Raw genomic sequence first — 16,246 nt, 5'->3', positions numbered from 1 at the left:
GTGACGCGAAGATCCGTGTAACACGCGACCGTGCCGTGACCGGAGTCACAAGTCAACCCGGCCGTTCGGGTGAGTTCGTCAGCTCGCGTAAGCGCGGAGCTTCGCGGCCCGCTCACCCTGGCGCAGCTTCGCCATGACCTCGCGCTCGATCTGCCGGACCCGTTCCCGGGACAGGCCGAACTGCTTGCCGATCTGGTCCAGCGTGCGCGGCTGCCCGTCCTCCAGGCCGTAGCGCAACCGGATCACCGCCTGCTCGCGCTGCTCCAGCGTGGCCAGCACCCGCCGCAGGTCGTCCTGGAGCAGGCCCGAGATCACGGCGCTCTCCGCGTCCGTGGCGTCGGAGTCCTCGATGAAGTCGCCGAGCGGCGCGTCCTCCTCGGAACCGACCGGCATGTCCAGGCTCACCGGGTCGCGGGCGTGGTCGAGCAGGTCGGACACCTTGTCGGGCGTCAGGCCGGACTCGCGCGCCAGCTCCTCGGTGGTCGCCTCGCGGCCGAGCTGCTGGTGCAGGTCCCGCTTGATCCGGGCGAGCTTGTTCACCTGCTCCACCAGGTGGACCGGCAGCCGGATGGTCCGGCCCTGGTCCGCCATTCCGCGGGTGATCGCCTGGCGGATCCACCACGTGGCGTAGGTCGAGAACTTGAAACCCTTGGTGTAGTCGAACTTCTCCACCGCGCGGATCAAGCCCAGGTTGCCTTCCTGGATGAGATCCAACAGCGGCATTCCACGGCCGGTGTATCGCTTGGCCAGGGAAACGACCAACCGCAGATTCGCTTCGAGCAGATGGTTCTTTGCCACGTGGCCGTCGCGCACCAGGGCGCGCAGTTCCTCGCGGCGGGTCGCGGACAACCCGGACCCCGTCTCCAAGACGTGCTGCGCGAAGACCCCCGCCTCGATCCGCTTCGCGAGTTCCACTTCCTCGGCCGCGGTGAGCAGCGCTGTCTTGCCGATGCCGTTCAGGTAGACCCTGACCAGGTCGGCGGCCGGTCCCTGGGCGTCGAGGTCCAGCTCGGCGCTCGGTGCAGTCGTGTCCTCGCGGTCGAGGACCCTCGGGACGGTCATGGAGCTCCCTCCCCCTTGTCGTCGCGGGCGGCAGTGCGGTCACTTCCGCGCTGCGCTGCGCGGCGTTGCAGTCATCTGGGGAAACGCCGACCGCGTCGAAATGGTTCCCGCTTCCCCGATCTGGAGACGTCACTGCCGTCACAGCGGTTGCGCCGCGAATCCTGAGGATTGCCTGAGAAGGCAGCTAGAGTTCGACCAACACGGTGAACGGGCCGTCGTTCGCACTGCGCACGGACATCATCGCGCCGAACCGCCCGGTTTCCACTCGCGCGCCCTTCTGGCGCAGTTCCCGCACCACGGCGTCCACCAACGGCTCGGCGTGCTCCGGGCGCGCGGCGGCGGTCCACGACGGCCGCCGCCCCTTCCGCGTCTCGCCGTAGAGCGTGAACTGGCTCACCACCAGCAGGGGAGCGCCGGTCGTGGCGCACGACTCCTCGTCCCGGAGGACCCGCAGTTCGTGCAGCTTGCGCGCCATCAGCGGCGCCTTGGCGGGTGTGTCGTCCACGTGCACGCCCAGCAGGACCAGCAGTCCCGGCTCGTCGATCGCGCCGACCCGCTCACCACCCACGGTCACCTCGGCCTCGGTGACGCGCGCCACGACCGCCCTCACGCCGGCGTCACCATCCCGTGCCGCACCAGCTCCCGCACCACCGGCAGGGCCGCGTCGGCCAGCGCGTCGGCGTCCGCGTCGTGGGCGTAGGCCAGCAACGCCACCAGGTCCGCGAGCGGCAGCGCGCCCCGGAAACCCGCCAGCAGCTTCGCGGCCACCTCGTCCAGCTCGTGCTGCCAGCCGGGGCCGTCGGTCCGGTGCAGCCGCCGCACGACGGGCTCCCAGCCCTCGTCGGCGGGTGTGGAGACCTCCTCCAGCACCACCGTGTCCGGCACCGTGAAACGGGTGTTCAGGAGCTGTTCGTCGTCGTGCTCGCGCAGCCACCGCACGCGGTCCAGCCACGCCGCCGACTCCGGCCCCAGCGGGTCGTCGTAGGCGTGCCGCAGGTCCTCGCACACCACGTCGGGGTGCGCGGCGTCGGTGCGGCGCAGCGTCACGAACCCGAACCCGATGCCCTCCACGTCGTGCTCCGCGAACCAGTCCAGCCACGCGCCCGCCTTCGCCCGGCCCTCCGCCGACCGCGGGTCGACGCCGGCGTCCCGCAGCCACGTGCCGACGTAGAGCGCCGGGTCGGCCACGTCCCGCTGCACGAACCACGCGTCCACGTGCCGGGGCAGCCAGGACGACACGCGGTCCGCCCAGTCCTCGCCCTTGCGGTGCAGCCACGAGGCCAGCAGCTGGCCCACGCCGCCCTCGTTCAGGAACGCGGGCAGCTGCCGCACGACCAGGGCGCTGGCGTCGTCGCCGTCCAGGCCGGAGTCGCGGTACACGTAGTCCACCCGCGGCGGGCCGACCACGAACGGCGGGTTGCACACCACCTGGTCGAACTTCCGGTTGCGCAGCGGCGCGAACCACTCGCCCCGGCGCAGCTCCACGTCGACCTCGTTGAGCCGGAACGTGCCCTCGGCCAGCCGCAGCGCCCGTTCCGACACGTCGGTGGCGGTGATCCGCCGGGCGTGCCTGCTCGCGTGCAGCGCCTGCACGCCGCAGCCGGTGCCGAGGTCGAGCAGCGAGTCCACCGGCCGCCGGGACGTGGCACGCGCCAGGCTGATCGAGGCGTGGCCGACGCCCAGCACGTGGTCGGCGGGCACCGGGCCGCCCCGCTGGTCGGCGTCGAGGTCGGCGATCACCCACCAGGAGCCGTCGTCGTCGCCGTGCGGCCGGACGTCCAGCCCGGCCCGCAGCCGGTCGCCGGCGGCGGTCAGCAGACCGGCCTCGACGGCCCGCGCGACGTCCAGGTCGCCGAGGGCCGCCGCGACGTCGCCGGGCGACTCGGCGTCGCCGAGCAGGAACAGCCGGATCAGGGTGCCCAGCGGGCCCGCGTCGCGGGCGGCCCGGCGCGCGGCCTCCGGCTCGCCCCGGCCCAGCGCGGCGTGTGCTTGCGGCCCGAGCGCGGACACCACCCCGTCGGCGTCGTACCCGGCTTCGCGGAACGCGGCGCGCAACCGCGTGGTCAGGTCTGTGGAGAGATCAGGGAACACCGCCGAATCCTCCCGCACTCAGGTCCGGTACCGCCCCACGGCCAGCGCGATCGCCATGGCGAGCCGCTGGTCCGCGTCGTCCAGCGGCAGCGGGGTCACCTCGGCCATCTTCTGCATCCGGTACCGCAGCGTGTTCGGGTGCACGGACAACGCCCTGGCCGCCTCCCGCGCGTCGCCCTGCGCCGCCAGCCACGCCTGCAACGTGGTGGCGTACTGGGTGCCGAACTCCAGGTCGTGCCGGACCAGGTCCGCCACCGGTCCCCGCGCGGGCAGCCTGCCCGCCTCGGCGACGGCGGCCAGCCGACGCAGCAGGACCCGCGCCCAGGACTGGTCGTAGACCACCGGTTCGCCCGCGGACAACGCCAGGCACTCGTCGGCCTCGGCCCGGGACGCGGGCAGCTGGGCGGCGTCGGCGCGCCCGCCGATACCGGCCTCGACCACCGCCTCGGGCGGCAGTTCGCGGATCAGCGCCCGCACCCACTCCACCGCCACCGCCGGGTCGTCGCCGCAGGGCAGCACGGTGTAGAGGACGTTGCCGAACAACGCGCTGCGCCCGGGTCGTGACCAGCCGAAACCCGCCGTGGCGCGCTCGAAGGCGAGCAGCGCGGCACCGTGCTCGCCCTCGCCCGCGTGCGCCTGCACGGCGATCACCCGCAGGTCGGCGCCGGGCAGCCCGAGCCGGGCGAGGTTGCCCGAGTGGCCCGCGTCCAGCACGCCGATCACCAGGTCGGCCTCGGCCTGCCGCTCCAGGTCGGCGCTCGCCCGCGCCCGCAGCAGGTGCAGCGCGGCGGTCCGCGCGCCGTCCACCAGCGCCGCGTGCCGGGCCGCGTCGACGTCGCGGTCGACCTCGACCCAGACCGAGCCGAGCAGTTCCCGCCCCGCCCGCACGGCCACCACCAGCCGCCCGCCGAGCTGGTCGGTCAGCTTCGGCACGAACATCGGCTCGTCCGACCGCGCCAGGTGCGTGAACACGCCGTACTCGCGCAGCGACCGGCGTGCCTCGTCGGGCACCCGGCGGCCCAGGATCGTCTGCACCCGGACCGGGTCCACGCCCTGCTGCCGGTAGGAGTAGGCCAGCACCCGCGACTGCTGGTCCTCGATCGTCACCGGGCCGCCCACCACGGCGGCGATCGCGTCGGCGACCGCGAACAGGTCGCCGGAACCCTTCGGCCGCCCGCCGAGCACGACGGTCTGGGTGACGTTGGCCAACTGGCCCCACGGCACCGACGGGTCGACCAGCAGCACCGCGGCGCCCGACTTCCGCGCCGCCGCGACCACCCGTTCGTCCAGGGGAGGCGCGCCGTGCAGCACGACGGCCGCGGCCCCGGTGGACCCGACCAACCGCGCCGCCGCCGCGGGTGACGGCACGCCCAACCCGAGCAGCACGTCATCGGCCGCCGCGGTGCCGTTCTCCGCCGGGTCGTGCAACGCGACCCCGCGCAACTCGACGTCCCGCCCCCTGGGCGCGCAGCTCAGGTGCGTGCCCAGGCTCCCGAGCACGTCGACCAGACGATCAAGCGCCACCACGGACGGATCGTACTTTCACAATGAGACGCACGCCCCGCTCCGGCACCTTCGTGCCGAATCACCGGAACGCGTGGCGGTTGTCACCACGGAGGAATAACAAGCCCCGGTAGCTGTCGCGGGAAACCGCGTGGTGGGACGATAAGACGCATGGTGGACCACGAGCGCGACGGCACACCGGTGCTCATCACCGATGCGGCCCTCTCCTACGAGGAGCAGCACGCGGCGCGCAAGCGCAAATACATGATCATGATGGGTGCGCGGATCCCGTGCCTGGTCCTGGCGATGGTCTTCTACCAGACGTGGTGGCTGGCGCTGGCCCTGCTGGTGCTGTCCGTGCCGTTGCCCTGGATGGCGGTGCTCATCGCGAACGACCGGCCGCCCCGCAAGGCGGAGCAGGCCAACCGCTACGTCAAGGAGCACCGCGCCCTGGAGGCCAAGGGCCATCACGTGATCGAGGGCTGAGCACCCACCGCCGAGACCGCGCGCGCCGCCGCGCCGACACCGGCCGCCAACGCGTCCTCCCGGGACGCGCCGGCCAGCCAGGCGGCCAGCAACCCGGCGTCGAACGCGTCGCCCGCGCCCGTCGAGTCCACGCACTCCACGGGCAGTGCCGGCACCGGGACCACGCCGTCGCGATCGACCCAGCTCGCACCCCGCGCGCCGGACGTGGCGACCACGGCGCCCACCACGTCCAGCAGGGCGGTGGCCGATCCCGGGTCCGGTGACCCGGTGAGCGCCGTCAGCTCCTCCTCGTTGGGCAGCAGGAGGTCGACGCCGCGCACGTCGTCCAGGAAGCCGTCGTAGATCAACGCGGCCGACTGCGGGTCGACCGAGGTGGTCAGGCCCGCGGCCCGCGCGGCACGCAGCACCGCCAGCCCGGCGGGCCGGGACGTGGCGTCCAGCAGCACGTAGCCGGACAGGTGCAGGTGCCGTGCGCCCCGCAGGACCGCCGGGTCCAGGTCGGCGGGCGAGAACCGCGCGTTCGCGCCGCGATCGGGCAGCATGGAGCGCTGGCCGGTCTCGTCGACCAGGACGACGACGCAGCAGGTGGCCCGTTCGGTGTCCACGGCGAAGGCGCACCGGACGCCGGCCGCGGTCAGCTCGGCGTGCACCTGCCGTCCCGCGGCGTCCGCGCCGACCCGGGCCACCAGCGTCGGCGACGCGCCGCAAGCGGCCAGCCACACGGCTGTGTTCGCGCCCGCGCCGCCGGGTTCGATGGTCACGGCGGCACGCGAGTCACCGCCGTGCACGATCGGACCGGAGTGCCGGGCGACCACGTCGAGCCCGGCGTCACCGACCACGACGATCCCACTCACCGACACAGCTCCACGGCGACCCGCGCGGCCAGCGAGGCGTTGGACAGCACGAGGGCTTCGTTGGCGTCCAGGCTCACCCCGCCGCTGGCCGTGTGGAAGTGCTCCAGCAGGGCGGGGGTGACGTCCTTGCCGTGCACGTCCCGGGTCCGCTCCAGGCCCTCGGCCAGCAGCCGGTCGTGCAGGTCGAGGTCCATCTCGAACTCGGCCGGGATCGGGTTGGCCAGCAGCACGCCCGCCGAGCCCGGCACGGAGGAGCGGTGTGCGGCCACCACCGCGGCGGCGTCCGACGCCGTGTCCACGCGCCACGGCACGCCGAACGCGGACTCCCGCCGGTAGAAGGCGGGGAACGAGTCGGTGCCGAAGCCGAGGACCGGCACGGAACGCGTTTCCAGCAGTTCCAGCGTGGCCCCGATGTCGAGGATCGACTTGACCCCGGAACAGACCACGAGGACCGGCGTGGTGGCCAGCACGTCGAGGTCGGCCGACACGTCCCAGGTCTCGCGCGCACCCCGGTGCACCCCGCCCAGCCCGCCGGTCGCGAACACCCCGACCCCGGCGGCGTGCGCCAGCGCGGCCGTGGAGGCGACCGTCGTGGCACCGTCGACCCGCAGGGCGAAGGCGGCACCCAGGTCCCGCCGCGACAGCTTCACCAACGAGTTCGCCGGGTCGCACACGTAGTCCAGCTCGGAAGCGGTGAGACCGACCTTCGGCACCCCACCCAGGACCGCGATCGTGGCGGGCACCGCGCCCGCGGCCCGCACGACGTCCTCGATGCGGGTGGCGACCTCCCGGTTGCGGCCGGGCGGTAGCCCGTGGGACAGGATGGTCGACTCCAACGCGACCACCGGCCGGTTCCCGGCCAGGGCGGTGCGGACCTCTTCGCTGATGCTCGGCGTACTCACGAGGGGCCATCATCCCAGGTAAGCTGGGGCCGTGAGCACGCAGACTCTCCCTGACGTCGAGACCCGGCCCGAAGGCACGGACCACACCGGGGACGACACCCCGAAGATGTTCCACTACGTGCGCAAGGCCAAGATCGCCGAAAGCGCGGTCATGGGCACGCACGTGGTGGCGCTCTGCGGCGAGGTCTTCCCGGTCACCCGCACGCCCAAGCCCGGTTCCCCCGTCTGCCCGGAGTGCAAGAAGATCTACGAGGGCCTCCCCAAGGGCAACAACGGCGAGTAAGTCGTAGGACCCCCGCGCGGCCGGCCGGCCTCCGCCCGTCCGCGCGAACAGGCACGCCCGCCGCAGGGCGGGCACCGCCAGGCGGGCCGGGAGCGGCAGCCGTCGGACGAGATCGGCGGATGGACCTCGGTGAGGGCGGGCAGAGGTAAGTCCGGCTCAACAGGCGGGCACGCTGCCCGGTTCCCGGATATGGGCGAACAGGCGTCTCCCGGATATGGGGCGAACAGGCGTCGCACATAAGTCGGTTCCACACACCCTCCCCTCCGTCGTGTTCTCCCCGTATGGCCTGCGCGCCAGCGAACCGCGCTCGTTCCCAGGGCGCAAACACGCTTTTCGTTTGCGCCCTGGGAACGAGGGTGGTTGTCTTGACCAGGCCATACGGGGAGAACACGACGGCGCTTTGACATTCTCCTTGGCGGCCTGCCAAGCGGCGAGCGTCGCTTTTACTCTTTTTCTCTCAAGCTTTCGGCCGAGCGAATCTCCACGGTCTCCGACTCCGACTCCGTCTCAGACTCAACACGCCCCCGCCCCACACCCCACGCCCGCCGCCCCTCCTCGGACCGGATCCTCTCCGCGGCCCTCTCCAACTCCAGCCGTCGCCAGCGGCGGCGCTGTCGGCGGGTCATCCGCGCAGGCCACATCTCCTGCATCGCGGAGTTGAAGTAGGCGCCGATGATGATCGCCAACCCGATGAAGAACGCGAACAGCAGGAACGCGATCGGCGTGGCCAGCGCCCCGTAGGTGTACCCGGTCGTCGTGATCCACTGGATGTACAGCCGCAACCCGATGGACGACAACACGAACACGGCCATCGCGAGCACCGCACCGGGCACCAACCGGTGCCACGGCAGCTTGTTCGGCAGCGACAACTTGTACAACGTCGCCAACGCCAACACGAGCAGCACCGCGATGCCGGGGTAGTAGAACGCGCTCAGCCAGAACTCGATCGTCGGCCGCCACCCGGTGGGGAAGACCAGCAGCAGCAGGTCCGGCCCCAGCGCGAGCACCGGCAGCCCGATGATCAGCAGCAGCAGCGAGGCCATGTACAGCAGCAACGCGAAGATCCGCTGCCACACCTCGTTCCGCACGCCGTACTGGTCGTGCGCGGCCGTGATCGCGTCGACGAACGACGACATCGCCGACGACCCGGCCCACAACGAGATCAGGAACCCGACCGACACGATCTCGCCCTTGCCGGTGGTCAGGATCTGGTCGACCGTCGGCGCCATCACGCCGTTGACGACGTCCTGGCTGAAGATCGTCCGGCAGAACGAGATGATCCGGTCCTTGACGGCCGACACGACGTCCGGTCCCAGCCAGTCGCCGAGGTACCCCAGCGACCCCAGCAGCCCGAGCAGCAGCGGCGGCAGGGAGAGCGTCTGCCAGAACGCGGCCTCGGCCGCCTCCGAGAAGATGCTGCCCTCCCACGCCTTCGACAGCGTGCGCGCCAGCAGGCGCAGTGGCCCCTTCTTGGGCGTGCTGCGTACCGTCTCGTCGTTGGGCGAAGCCATCGCGCCGTCCAGCATGGTGCATGACCGCCTTTTTCGCGGCATCGGGCACGCGATGAAGGTGCGGGTCGCTCCACGCCCGCCCTCCCCGCCATCCCGCAGCGGGTAAGCTGTCGCTCGCCCTCGCCGGTCACCCACCACGAGGGCATTCGCATGTCCCGCACGGACACGCCGTCACCAGCAGGACGCCACCAGCAGCACGCCGTCGTGAAGGGAACGAGGTTGTCGCAACCGCAAGTCGCCACGACCCGTCCTCTCCGCGCATGGCAGCGGCGCGCCCTCACGAAGTACCTCGCGGCCAAGCCGAAGGACTTCCTCGCGGTCGCCACGCCGGGCGCGGGCAAGACGACGTTCGGCCTGCGGGTGGCCGCCGAGCTGCTGGCCGACCGCACGGTCGAGGCCGTCACGATCGTCACACCGACCGAGCACCTGAAGCACCAGTGGGCGGAAGCGGCGGCGGCGGTCGGGATCGCGATCGACTCGAACTTCCGCAACACCAACGCCGTCACGTCCCGCGACTACCACGGCGTCGCCCTCACCTACGCGCAGGTCGCGGCGCACCCGATGCTGCACCGGGTCCGGACCGAGCAGCGCAAGACGCTGGTTCTCCTCGACGAGATCCACCACGGTGGCGACGCGAAGTCCTGGGGTGACGCGATCCGCGAGGCGTTCATGCCCGCGACCCGGCGGCTCAGCCTCACCGGCACGCCGTTCCGCAGCGACGACTCGCCGATCCCGTTCATCACCTACGAGCCGGGCCCGGACGGGGCGCAGCGCAGCAAGGCCGACCACTCCTACGGCTACTCGGACGCGTTGAAGGACGGCGTCGTCCGCCCCGTGATCTTCCTGGCGTACTCGGGCGAGGCGAGCTGGCGGACCAGCGCGGGCGAGGAGTTCTCCGCCCGGCTGGGCGAGCCGCTGACCCAGGAGCAGACGGCACGGGCGTGGCGCGTGGCGCTGGACCCGACCGGCGAGTGGATCCCGTCCGTGCTGAAGGCGGCGGACCTGCGGCTCACGCAGCTCCGCGAGGGCGGTATGCCCGACGCGGGCGGCCTGGTGATCGCGACCGACCAGGCGGTGGCGAAGGCGTACGCCGAGATCCTCAAGCGGGTCACCGGGCACGACGCGACGCTGGTGCTGTCCGACGACCCGAAGGCGTCCGGCCGGATCGCCGAGTTCGCGCGGGGCTCCGAGCGCTGGCTGATCGCGGTGCGCATGGTCTCCGAGGGCGTGGACGTGCCGCGGCTCGCGGTCGGCGTGTACGCCACCAGCTCCTCCACGCCGCTGTTCTTCGCCCAGGCGATCGGCCGGTTCGTGCGCGCCCGCGCCAAGGGCGAGACCGCCAGCGTGTTCCTGCCCAGCGTGCCGGTGCTGCTCGGCCTGGCCAGCGAGCTGGAGCAGCAGCGCGACCACGTGCTGGGCAAGCCGCACCGCGAGAAGGACGGCTGGGACGACGAGCTGCTGGCGCAGGCCAACCAGGTCCAGGACGAGCCGGGGGAGGAGGAGCGCGCCTACACCGCGTTGGGCGCGTCCGCCGAACTCGACCAGGTGATCTACGACGGCTCCTCGTTCGGCACCGCGGCGTTCTCGGGCAGCGAGGAGGAGCAGGAGTACCTGGGTCTGCCCGGTCTCCTGGAACCCGACCAGGTCCGCGCGCTGCTGCGGCAGCGCCAGGAGAAGCAGCTGGTCGAGGCGAGCAAGAAGACCGCGCCCGCCCCCGCGCCGCCGGTGCGCGAGCGCCCGGTGAGCGTGCAGGAGCGGTTGGCGGCGTTGCGCAAGGAGCTGAACACCCTGGTCGCGATGCACCACCACCGCACCAAGAAGCCGCACGGCAAGATCCACAACCAGCTCCGCGAATACTGCGGTGGGCCTCCGACGGCCATGGCGAGCATCGAACAGCTCGAGGAACGGATCGCGACGCTGCGCTCGTGGTGAAGGCAGTTCGTTGCACTCCCACACACACTCGGGCGTAACGGGCTGCTCCTTCCAGCCCACGCCTCATTACTCCACGTTACCAATCGGTAAGCCCAACGTGACGGCTTGATCAATCCAGTGTGGTTCCGGTCACCCCATCGCGCGGCATACGTTGTGCGCCACAACATTTCCCGCGTAGTTCGGAAGGGGATGGCGGATGCGCAGCAGGAGCCTCGCCGTCGGCACCGTCCTGGCCGTGGCCGTCACGGCGTGCGGCACCAACTCCGGCAACACCTCGGGCAGCGGCACCGCCGATCCCGGCGGGTCGGGCGACGGCGTGAAGGTCGGCGTCGTCCTCCCCGAGACCGCCACCTCCGCCCGGTGGGAGGGCTTCGACAAACCGCTGCTGGACAAGGCGCTGCGCGCGGAGGGGCTCGACCCCGACATCCAGAACGCCCAGGGCGACGTGCAGAAGTTCGCCACCCTCGCCGACGGCATGATCAACGCCGGGGTCCGGGTCCTGCTCATCGCCGCGCCGAACAGCGAGGTCGGCGCGTCGGTCGCGCGGAAGGCCGAGGCGCAGGGCATCCAGGTCATCGACTACGACCGCCTCAACCTCGGCGGCAGCTCGAAGTTCTACGTGTCGTTCGACAACGTGAAGGTCGGCGAACTCCAGGGGCGGGGCCTGGTCGACGGCCTGGCCAAGCTCGCGCCCGGCAAGAAGCCCGCCGAGGTGATCGAGATCGAGGGCGCGCCGACCGACAACAACGCGACCCTGTTCTACAACGGCCAGCAGAACGTGCTGAAGCCCAAGTACACCTCGGGTGAGCTGAAGCTCGTGCAGTCGCAGCCCATCGAGGGCTGGGACAACCAGAAGGGCGGCACCACCTTCGAACAGATCCTGACCGGCAACGGGCAGAAGGTGGACGGCGTGGTCGCCGCCAACGACGGCCTCGCCGGCGCGGTGATCACCGTGCTGCGCAAGTACGGCCTGACCGGCAAGGTCCCGGTCACCGGCCAGGACGCCACCCCGGACGGCCTCCAGGCGGTGTTGCGCGGCGACCAGTACATGACCGTGTTCAAGCCGATCGCCGCCGAGGCGGAGGCCGCGGCGAAGCTGGCGGGCGCGTTGGCCAGGGGCGACACCGCCGCCGCCGACAAGCTCGCCAACGGCGTCACCAAGGACCCCAAGGGCAACCGCGACGTGAAGTCCGTGCTGCTCACCGCTCAGCTCATCACCAGGGAGAACGTCAAGTCCGTGGTGGACGCCCAGTTCGTGAAGGCGTCGGACATCTGCGTCGCCGACACCGCGGCGGCGTGCGCGGAGTTGGGCATCAAATGAGGCAGCGCTCCCCGAGCACAACGGCACCGGGGCAGCACACCCCGGCGGTGAGCGAGCCGATCCTCGAACTGCGTGGCGTCAACAAGAGCTTCGGACCCGTCCGCGTCCTGCACGACATCGACTTCACCGTCCGCGCGGGCGAGGTCACGGCGCTCGTGGGTGACAACGGCGCGGGCAAGTCGACGTTGGTCAAGTGCGTCGCGGGCATCCACGCGGCCGACTCCGGCGAGATCCGGTTCGCGGGCAGGCCGGTGCGCATCCACGGCCCGCGTGACGCCGCCGACCTCGGCATCGAGGTCGTCTACCAGGACCTCGCGCTGGCCGACAACCTCGACGTCGTCCAGAACATGTTCCTCGGCCGGGAACGCGGCCGGTACGGGTTGCTCGACGAGGCGGACATGGAGCGGGCCGCCCGCCGGACCCTGACGTCGTTGTCGGTCCGCACCGTGAAATCCGTCCGGACGAAAGTCTCGGCGTTGTCCGGTGGGCAGCGGCAGACCGTGGCCATCGCGAAGGCCGTGCTGTGGAACAGCCGGGTGGTGCTGCTGGACGAGCCGACCGCGGCGTTGGGCGTCGCGCAGACCCGCCAGGTGCTCGACCTGGTGCGCCGGCTCGCCGAGCAGGGCCTCGGCGTGGTCCTGATCAGCCACAACATGAACGACGTCTTCGCGGTCGCGGACCGCGTCGCGTGCCTCTACCTGGGTCGGATGGCGGCCGAGGTGCACACGAAGGACGTCACCCACGGCCAGGTGGTCGAGCTGATCACCGCCGGCCGCTCCGGCGACCTCGGCATCGCCCGCCCCGAATCCGCCACCACCTGAGGACCGAGCGCATGGCCGACGACGAAACCTCACCCACCGCCACGGCAACTCCCGCCGCCTCCCTCGACCCCGACCAGCACCACACCGACCAGCACGACTCAGACCAGCACTACACCGACCCACCCGCCGCGATCACCGACTTCGGCATCGACACCACGTCCCGCTCCACCGACGAGGCCGTGCGCGACTACTGGGCCCGCCTGCGCGGCGGCGACCTGGGTCCACTGCCCGCCCTGCTCGGCCTGGTCGTGCTGCTCGCCGTGTTCAGCTCGCTGGCCGACACCTTCCTCACCCTGGGCAACATCGCGAACCTGCTCGCCCAGGGCGCGAGCATCACGATCATCGCGATGGGGCTGGTGTTCGTCCTGCTGCTGGGCGAGATCGACCTGTCCGCGGGCACGGCGTCCGGCGTCGCCGCGTCCGTGATGGCGTTGCACCTGGTGAAGGGCGGCAACCTGCTCGGCGGCATGGGGCAGGGGGTCTTCCTCGCGTTCTGCGCGTTCCTGCTGCTGGCCGCGCTGCTGGCGGCCGTGATGCGGATCTGGGCGGGAGCCGCGATATCGCTGGTGGCGCTGGTGATCGCGGTGATCGGCGTGCCGCCGAACCCGTGGGTGGAGATGCTGCTGGCGATCTGCGTCGGCACGGCCATCGGGTGCGTCACCGGGTTCCTGGTGGCGAAGGTCGGCATCCCGTCGTTCGTGGTGACGCTCGCGTTGTTCCTGGCGTGGGGCGGTGTGGTGCTCCAGCTCATCGGCCAGGGCGGCACGCTGGGCCTGAACGACGACGTGTTGTTCCGGGTCGCCAACGGGAACCTCGGCACGGCCGGGTCGTGGGTGCTCTGCGCGGTCGCCGCCGGCGGTTATGCTGCCGTCGTGCTCGGCAGGCATTTCTCCAGGCTGCGCAAGGGTCTGGTGGCCCCACCCACCCCGCTCGTGCTGACCAAGGTCGGCGCGGTCGTCGTGCTCGCCGCGGTCGGGACCCACCTGCTGACGCTCAACCGCTCCGTCTCCGACGTCGTGGTCATCACCGGTGTGCCGTACGTGGTGCCGATCGTCCTCGTGCTGCTGGTGATCGGCACGTTCGTGCTGGAGCGCACCCGCTACGGCCGGCACGTGTACGCCGTGGGCGGCAACCGGGAGGCGGCCCGCCGGGCGGGCATCGACGTGGCCCGCGTCCGGATGAGCGTGTTCGTGATCTGCTCCGCCGCGGCGGCGGTCGGGGCGATCGTCTACTCGTCCAAGGTCGGTTCGGTCGACCCGAACGCCGGTGGCGGCAACACGTTGCTGCTGTCGGTCGGCGCGGCGGTGATCGGCGGGACGTCGTTGTTCGGCGGCAAGGGCCGGTTGCGGGACGCGGTGATCGGCGCGGCGGTGCTCGCGACCATCAACAACGGCATGGGCCTGCTGAAGCAGCCCGCCGCCGTGGTGTTCATCGTGACCGGTCTGGTGCTGCTGCTCGCGGCGGGCGTCGACGCGTTGTCCCGGCGACGCGCCGCGGCGGCCCGCTGACGGCAACCGCCGAGCGACCACACCGCGCCGAACCCAGTGAAGTGATGACGCCGACGTGACCACACCCACCGCGGGCGCCCGGCCGGACGAGGTCCGCAGGCACAACCGGACGGCGCTGCTGCGCCGGCTGCACGTGACCGGACCCGCCACCAGGGCGGCGCTCGCGACCGAGCTGGGCCTCAACCGCAGCACCATCAAGGCACTGGTGGACGGCCTCGCCGAAACCGGCGTGGTGGCGGAGCGGGTGCCCGCGCTGCGTTCCGGCGCGGGCCGCCCGTCACTGCTGGTGCTGCCGCAACCGCAGGCGGCGGTGGTGGTCGCGGTGGACGTCCGCGTGGAGCAGGTGGCGATGGCGTTCGTCGGGCTCGGCGGCCACATCCTCGGCCGCGACTCGTGGAACCTGCACCACCGGTCCCGCGAACCCGCGGAGGTGATCACGCACATCGCGGACTCGGTGCGGCTGCTGGCCGACGAGCTGGACGTGACGGCGGTGGGCGTCGGCGTGTCCGTGCCGGGCGTGGTGCGGCGTTCCGACGGCCTGGTCCACGAAGCGCCGAACCTGCACTGGACGGACGTGGCCCTGGGCCGCCGGCTGTCGGCCGTGCTGAAGGCGCCGGTCCGGGTCGGCAACGACGCCGAGCTGGGCGCGTTGGCGGAGCACGTCCGGGGCGCCGCGCGTGGTTCGGACGACGTGGTCTACGTCTCCGCCGACGTCGGCGTGGGTGGCGGCGTGATCTCCTCCGGCGCCCCGCTGCGCGGCAGCGGCGGGTACGTGGGGGAGCTGGGCCACATGGTGGTCCGACCCGGTGGCCGGCCCTGCTACTGCGGTTCGCGGGGCTGCTGGGAGACCGAGGTCGGCGAGGCGGCGTTGTGCCGGGCCCTGGGGCTGCCCGAGGACGTGCCGCGTGGCGCGATCGTCGCGGAGCTGCGGTCGGCGTCACCGGAGGCGCTGGCGGACCGCCTGGCCGGGTTCACCGAGTGGCTGGCGCTGGGTCTGGTGACCGCGGTCAACGTGCTGGGACCGGAGCTGGTGGTGCTGGGCGACCTGTTCACCGCGCTGCCCGAGCAGGTGGTGGACGAGGTGCGGCGGGTGGTGCGGCACCGGAGCCTGGTCAGCCGCGCGGTCGGCGGCACGCGCGTGGTGCGCTCGCCGCTCGGCCGGGACGCCAAGCTGATCGGCGCCGCCGAGCTGGCGTTCGAACCGGTCCTCGACGAGGTCTGAACGTGCAGGGGGGCGGAGACCCACTGGATCTCCGCCCCGGACGGCTAGGGTGCTACAGGCCGCGTGCGCGGCCCGTTCGTGTTCAGCCCTGCTGCAATTCGGCAGCGAGTTCACGCAGCTTCGTGCTGTGCTCACGAGCGTGGTGCCCGCAGAACAGCAGCTCGCCCCCGGACGGGAGCACGGCGCGTACCTGGGCAGCAGCCCCGCAGCGGTCGCAGCGGTCGGCAGCGGTCAACTCGGGGCGGGTGAGCGTCGTAGTCATGGAAATCTCCCTCCGTCCCGGCACCGTGGTTCGGTGCCCTCACACCTAGCTGCGACCACTCCGCATCTGGCGGGTGCGTCGTGCTCGCTGGCTTCCACTCTTGCAGACGCACGGGCGTAAGTCAGTGTTCCCGGGGCCGTGGCGACCCGCGTCACTCCGGATTTACCCACCGGCACGCCGCCCGAACCACCGCACTTCCACCGGTTCGCCCGCGTCCCGCTCACGTTCCGCTGTCGTGCCAACGGTTTCAGACCTGCGAATACGGTGCGGGGACGAGATCCACTAGGCCGAACGGTGGGTGCGCGTTGGGCCGTTCTGTGATCGGTAACACTTTGGTCCGCCCAGAGCGAACACGGCCCGGAATTCCACGATCCGGACGGATTACGTCCAGTTCACCCGCGCGTCAGCTCACACCGTCCTCACGCGACGATCGCTTCCGGGCGTCTTCCGGGCGTCTTCCGGGCGTCTTCCGGGCGTCTTCCGGGCGT

Annotated in this window: 15 protein-coding genes; 7 read left to right on the top strand and 8 right to left on the bottom strand. The window is 71.8% G+C overall.

Annotated features, from left to right (window positions below):
- Positions 1-78 precede the first annotated feature (78 nt).
- The 4 genes from KZQ38_RS34020 to KZQ38_RS34005 all read right to left on the bottom strand — a co-directional run bounded on the left by KZQ38_RS34020 (position 79) and on the right by KZQ38_RS34005 (position 4,680).
- Entirely contained in the window at positions 79-1,062 is a 984-nt protein-coding gene (locus tag KZQ38_RS34020; RefSeq protein WP_219448130.1) for a sigma-70 family RNA polymerase sigma factor, read from the bottom strand.
- A gap of 184 nt (positions 1,063-1,246) precedes the next feature.
- Entirely contained in the window at positions 1,247-1,672 is a 426-nt protein-coding gene (gene dtd, locus KZQ38_RS34015) for a D-aminoacyl-tRNA deacylase (protein ID WP_219448129.1), read from the bottom strand.
- Positions 1,669-3,153 (bottom strand): DUF7782 domain-containing protein, encoded by a 1,485-nt coding sequence (locus tag KZQ38_RS34010; protein WP_219448128.1) that lies wholly within the window; start codon positions 3,151-3,153, stop codon positions 1,669-1,671. Before KZQ38_RS34010 ends, dtd begins: the two co-directional genes overlap by 4 nt.
- 18 nt (positions 3,154-3,171) lie before the next feature.
- Entirely contained in the window at positions 3,172-4,680 is a 1,509-nt protein-coding gene (locus KZQ38_RS34005) for a PucR family transcriptional regulator (protein ID WP_219448127.1), read from the bottom strand.
- Between the two features lie 147 nt (positions 4,681-4,827).
- On the opposite strand from KZQ38_RS34005, the gene KZQ38_RS34000 reads away from it, so the two are divergent.
- On the top strand, positions 4,828-5,142 hold the full coding sequence (locus KZQ38_RS34000; RefSeq protein ID WP_219448126.1) for a DUF3099 domain-containing protein: 315 nt from the start codon (positions 4,828-4,830) through the stop codon (positions 5,140-5,142).
- Here the strand turns inward: KZQ38_RS34000 and KZQ38_RS33995 are convergent.
- Together KZQ38_RS33995 and KZQ38_RS33990 are read right to left on the bottom strand one after the other, a co-directional pair.
- Positions 5,124-5,996: a carbohydrate kinase family protein gene (locus KZQ38_RS33995; RefSeq protein WP_219448125.1), complete on the bottom strand. Its 873-nt coding sequence runs from the start codon at positions 5,994-5,996 to the stop codon at positions 5,124-5,126. The genes KZQ38_RS34000 and KZQ38_RS33995 overlap by 19 nt on opposite strands.
- Positions 5,993-6,898, bottom strand: coding sequence for a pseudouridine-5'-phosphate glycosidase (locus tag KZQ38_RS33990; RefSeq protein ID WP_219448124.1), 906 nt, complete (start codon positions 6,896-6,898; stop codon positions 5,993-5,995). The genes KZQ38_RS33995 and KZQ38_RS33990 overlap by 4 nt, the downstream gene beginning before the upstream one ends.
- 31 nt (positions 6,899-6,929) lie before the next feature.
- Between KZQ38_RS33990 and KZQ38_RS33985 the strand changes: the two genes are divergently transcribed.
- Positions 6,930-7,181: a DUF3039 domain-containing protein gene (locus KZQ38_RS33985; RefSeq protein ID WP_219448123.1), complete on the top strand. Its 252-nt coding sequence runs from the start codon at positions 6,930-6,932 to the stop codon at positions 7,179-7,181.
- Positions 7,182-7,624: 443 nt separating this feature from the next.
- Here the strand turns inward: KZQ38_RS33985 and KZQ38_RS33980 are convergent, their stop codons facing one another.
- The gene (locus tag KZQ38_RS33980) at positions 7,625-8,707 is read right to left on the bottom strand and encodes a YihY/virulence factor BrkB family protein (protein WP_372452317.1); all 1,083 of its coding nucleotides are present in this window, start codon (positions 8,705-8,707) and stop codon (positions 7,625-7,627) included.
- A gap of 135 nt (positions 8,708-8,842) precedes the next feature.
- Between KZQ38_RS33980 and KZQ38_RS33975 the strand changes: the two genes are divergently transcribed.
- From KZQ38_RS33975 to KZQ38_RS33955, 5 genes are all read left to right on the top strand, one after another.
- Complete coding sequence (locus KZQ38_RS33975; RefSeq protein WP_372452316.1) at positions 8,843-10,624, top strand: DEAD/DEAH box helicase; 1,782 nt, start codon at positions 8,843-8,845, stop codon at positions 10,622-10,624.
- Positions 10,625-10,820: 196 nt separating this feature from the next.
- The gene (locus KZQ38_RS33970; RefSeq protein ID WP_219448121.1) at positions 10,821-11,945 is read left to right on the top strand and encodes a sugar ABC transporter substrate-binding protein; all 1,125 of its coding nucleotides are present in this window, start codon (positions 10,821-10,823) and stop codon (positions 11,943-11,945) included.
- 47 nt (positions 11,946-11,992) lie between these two features.
- Positions 11,993-12,766 carry an ATP-binding cassette domain-containing protein gene (locus KZQ38_RS33965; RefSeq protein WP_219448120.1) on the top strand — a complete coding sequence of 258 codons (774 nt, stop codon included), beginning with the start codon at positions 11,993-11,995 and terminating at the stop codon, positions 12,764-12,766.
- 11 nt (positions 12,767-12,777) lie between these two features.
- On the top strand, positions 12,778-14,274 hold the full coding sequence (locus KZQ38_RS33960) for a sugar ABC transporter permease (RefSeq protein ID WP_257902895.1): 1,497 nt from the start codon (positions 12,778-12,780) through the stop codon (positions 14,272-14,274).
- A gap of 55 nt (positions 14,275-14,329) precedes the next feature.
- Positions 14,330-15,496 carry an ROK family transcriptional regulator gene (locus tag KZQ38_RS33955; protein ID WP_219448119.1) on the top strand — a complete coding sequence of 389 codons (1,167 nt, stop codon included), beginning with the start codon at positions 14,330-14,332 and terminating at the stop codon, positions 15,494-15,496.
- A gap of 82 nt (positions 15,497-15,578) precedes the next feature.
- Here the strand turns inward: KZQ38_RS33955 and KZQ38_RS33950 are convergent, their stop codons facing one another.
- On the bottom strand, positions 15,579-15,758 hold the full coding sequence (locus KZQ38_RS33950; protein ID WP_121011206.1) for a DUF7455 domain-containing protein: 180 nt from the start codon (positions 15,756-15,758) through the stop codon (positions 15,579-15,581).
- Between the last annotated feature and the right edge of the window lie 488 nt (positions 15,759-16,246).

The sequence above is a fragment of the Saccharothrix obliqua genome (genome assembly GCF_019375475.1).
GTDB classification, from domain to species: domain Bacteria; phylum Actinomycetota; class Actinomycetes; order Mycobacteriales; family Pseudonocardiaceae; genus Actinosynnema; species Actinosynnema obliqua.
This window is presented reverse-complemented; position numbering and strand designations above follow the sequence as displayed.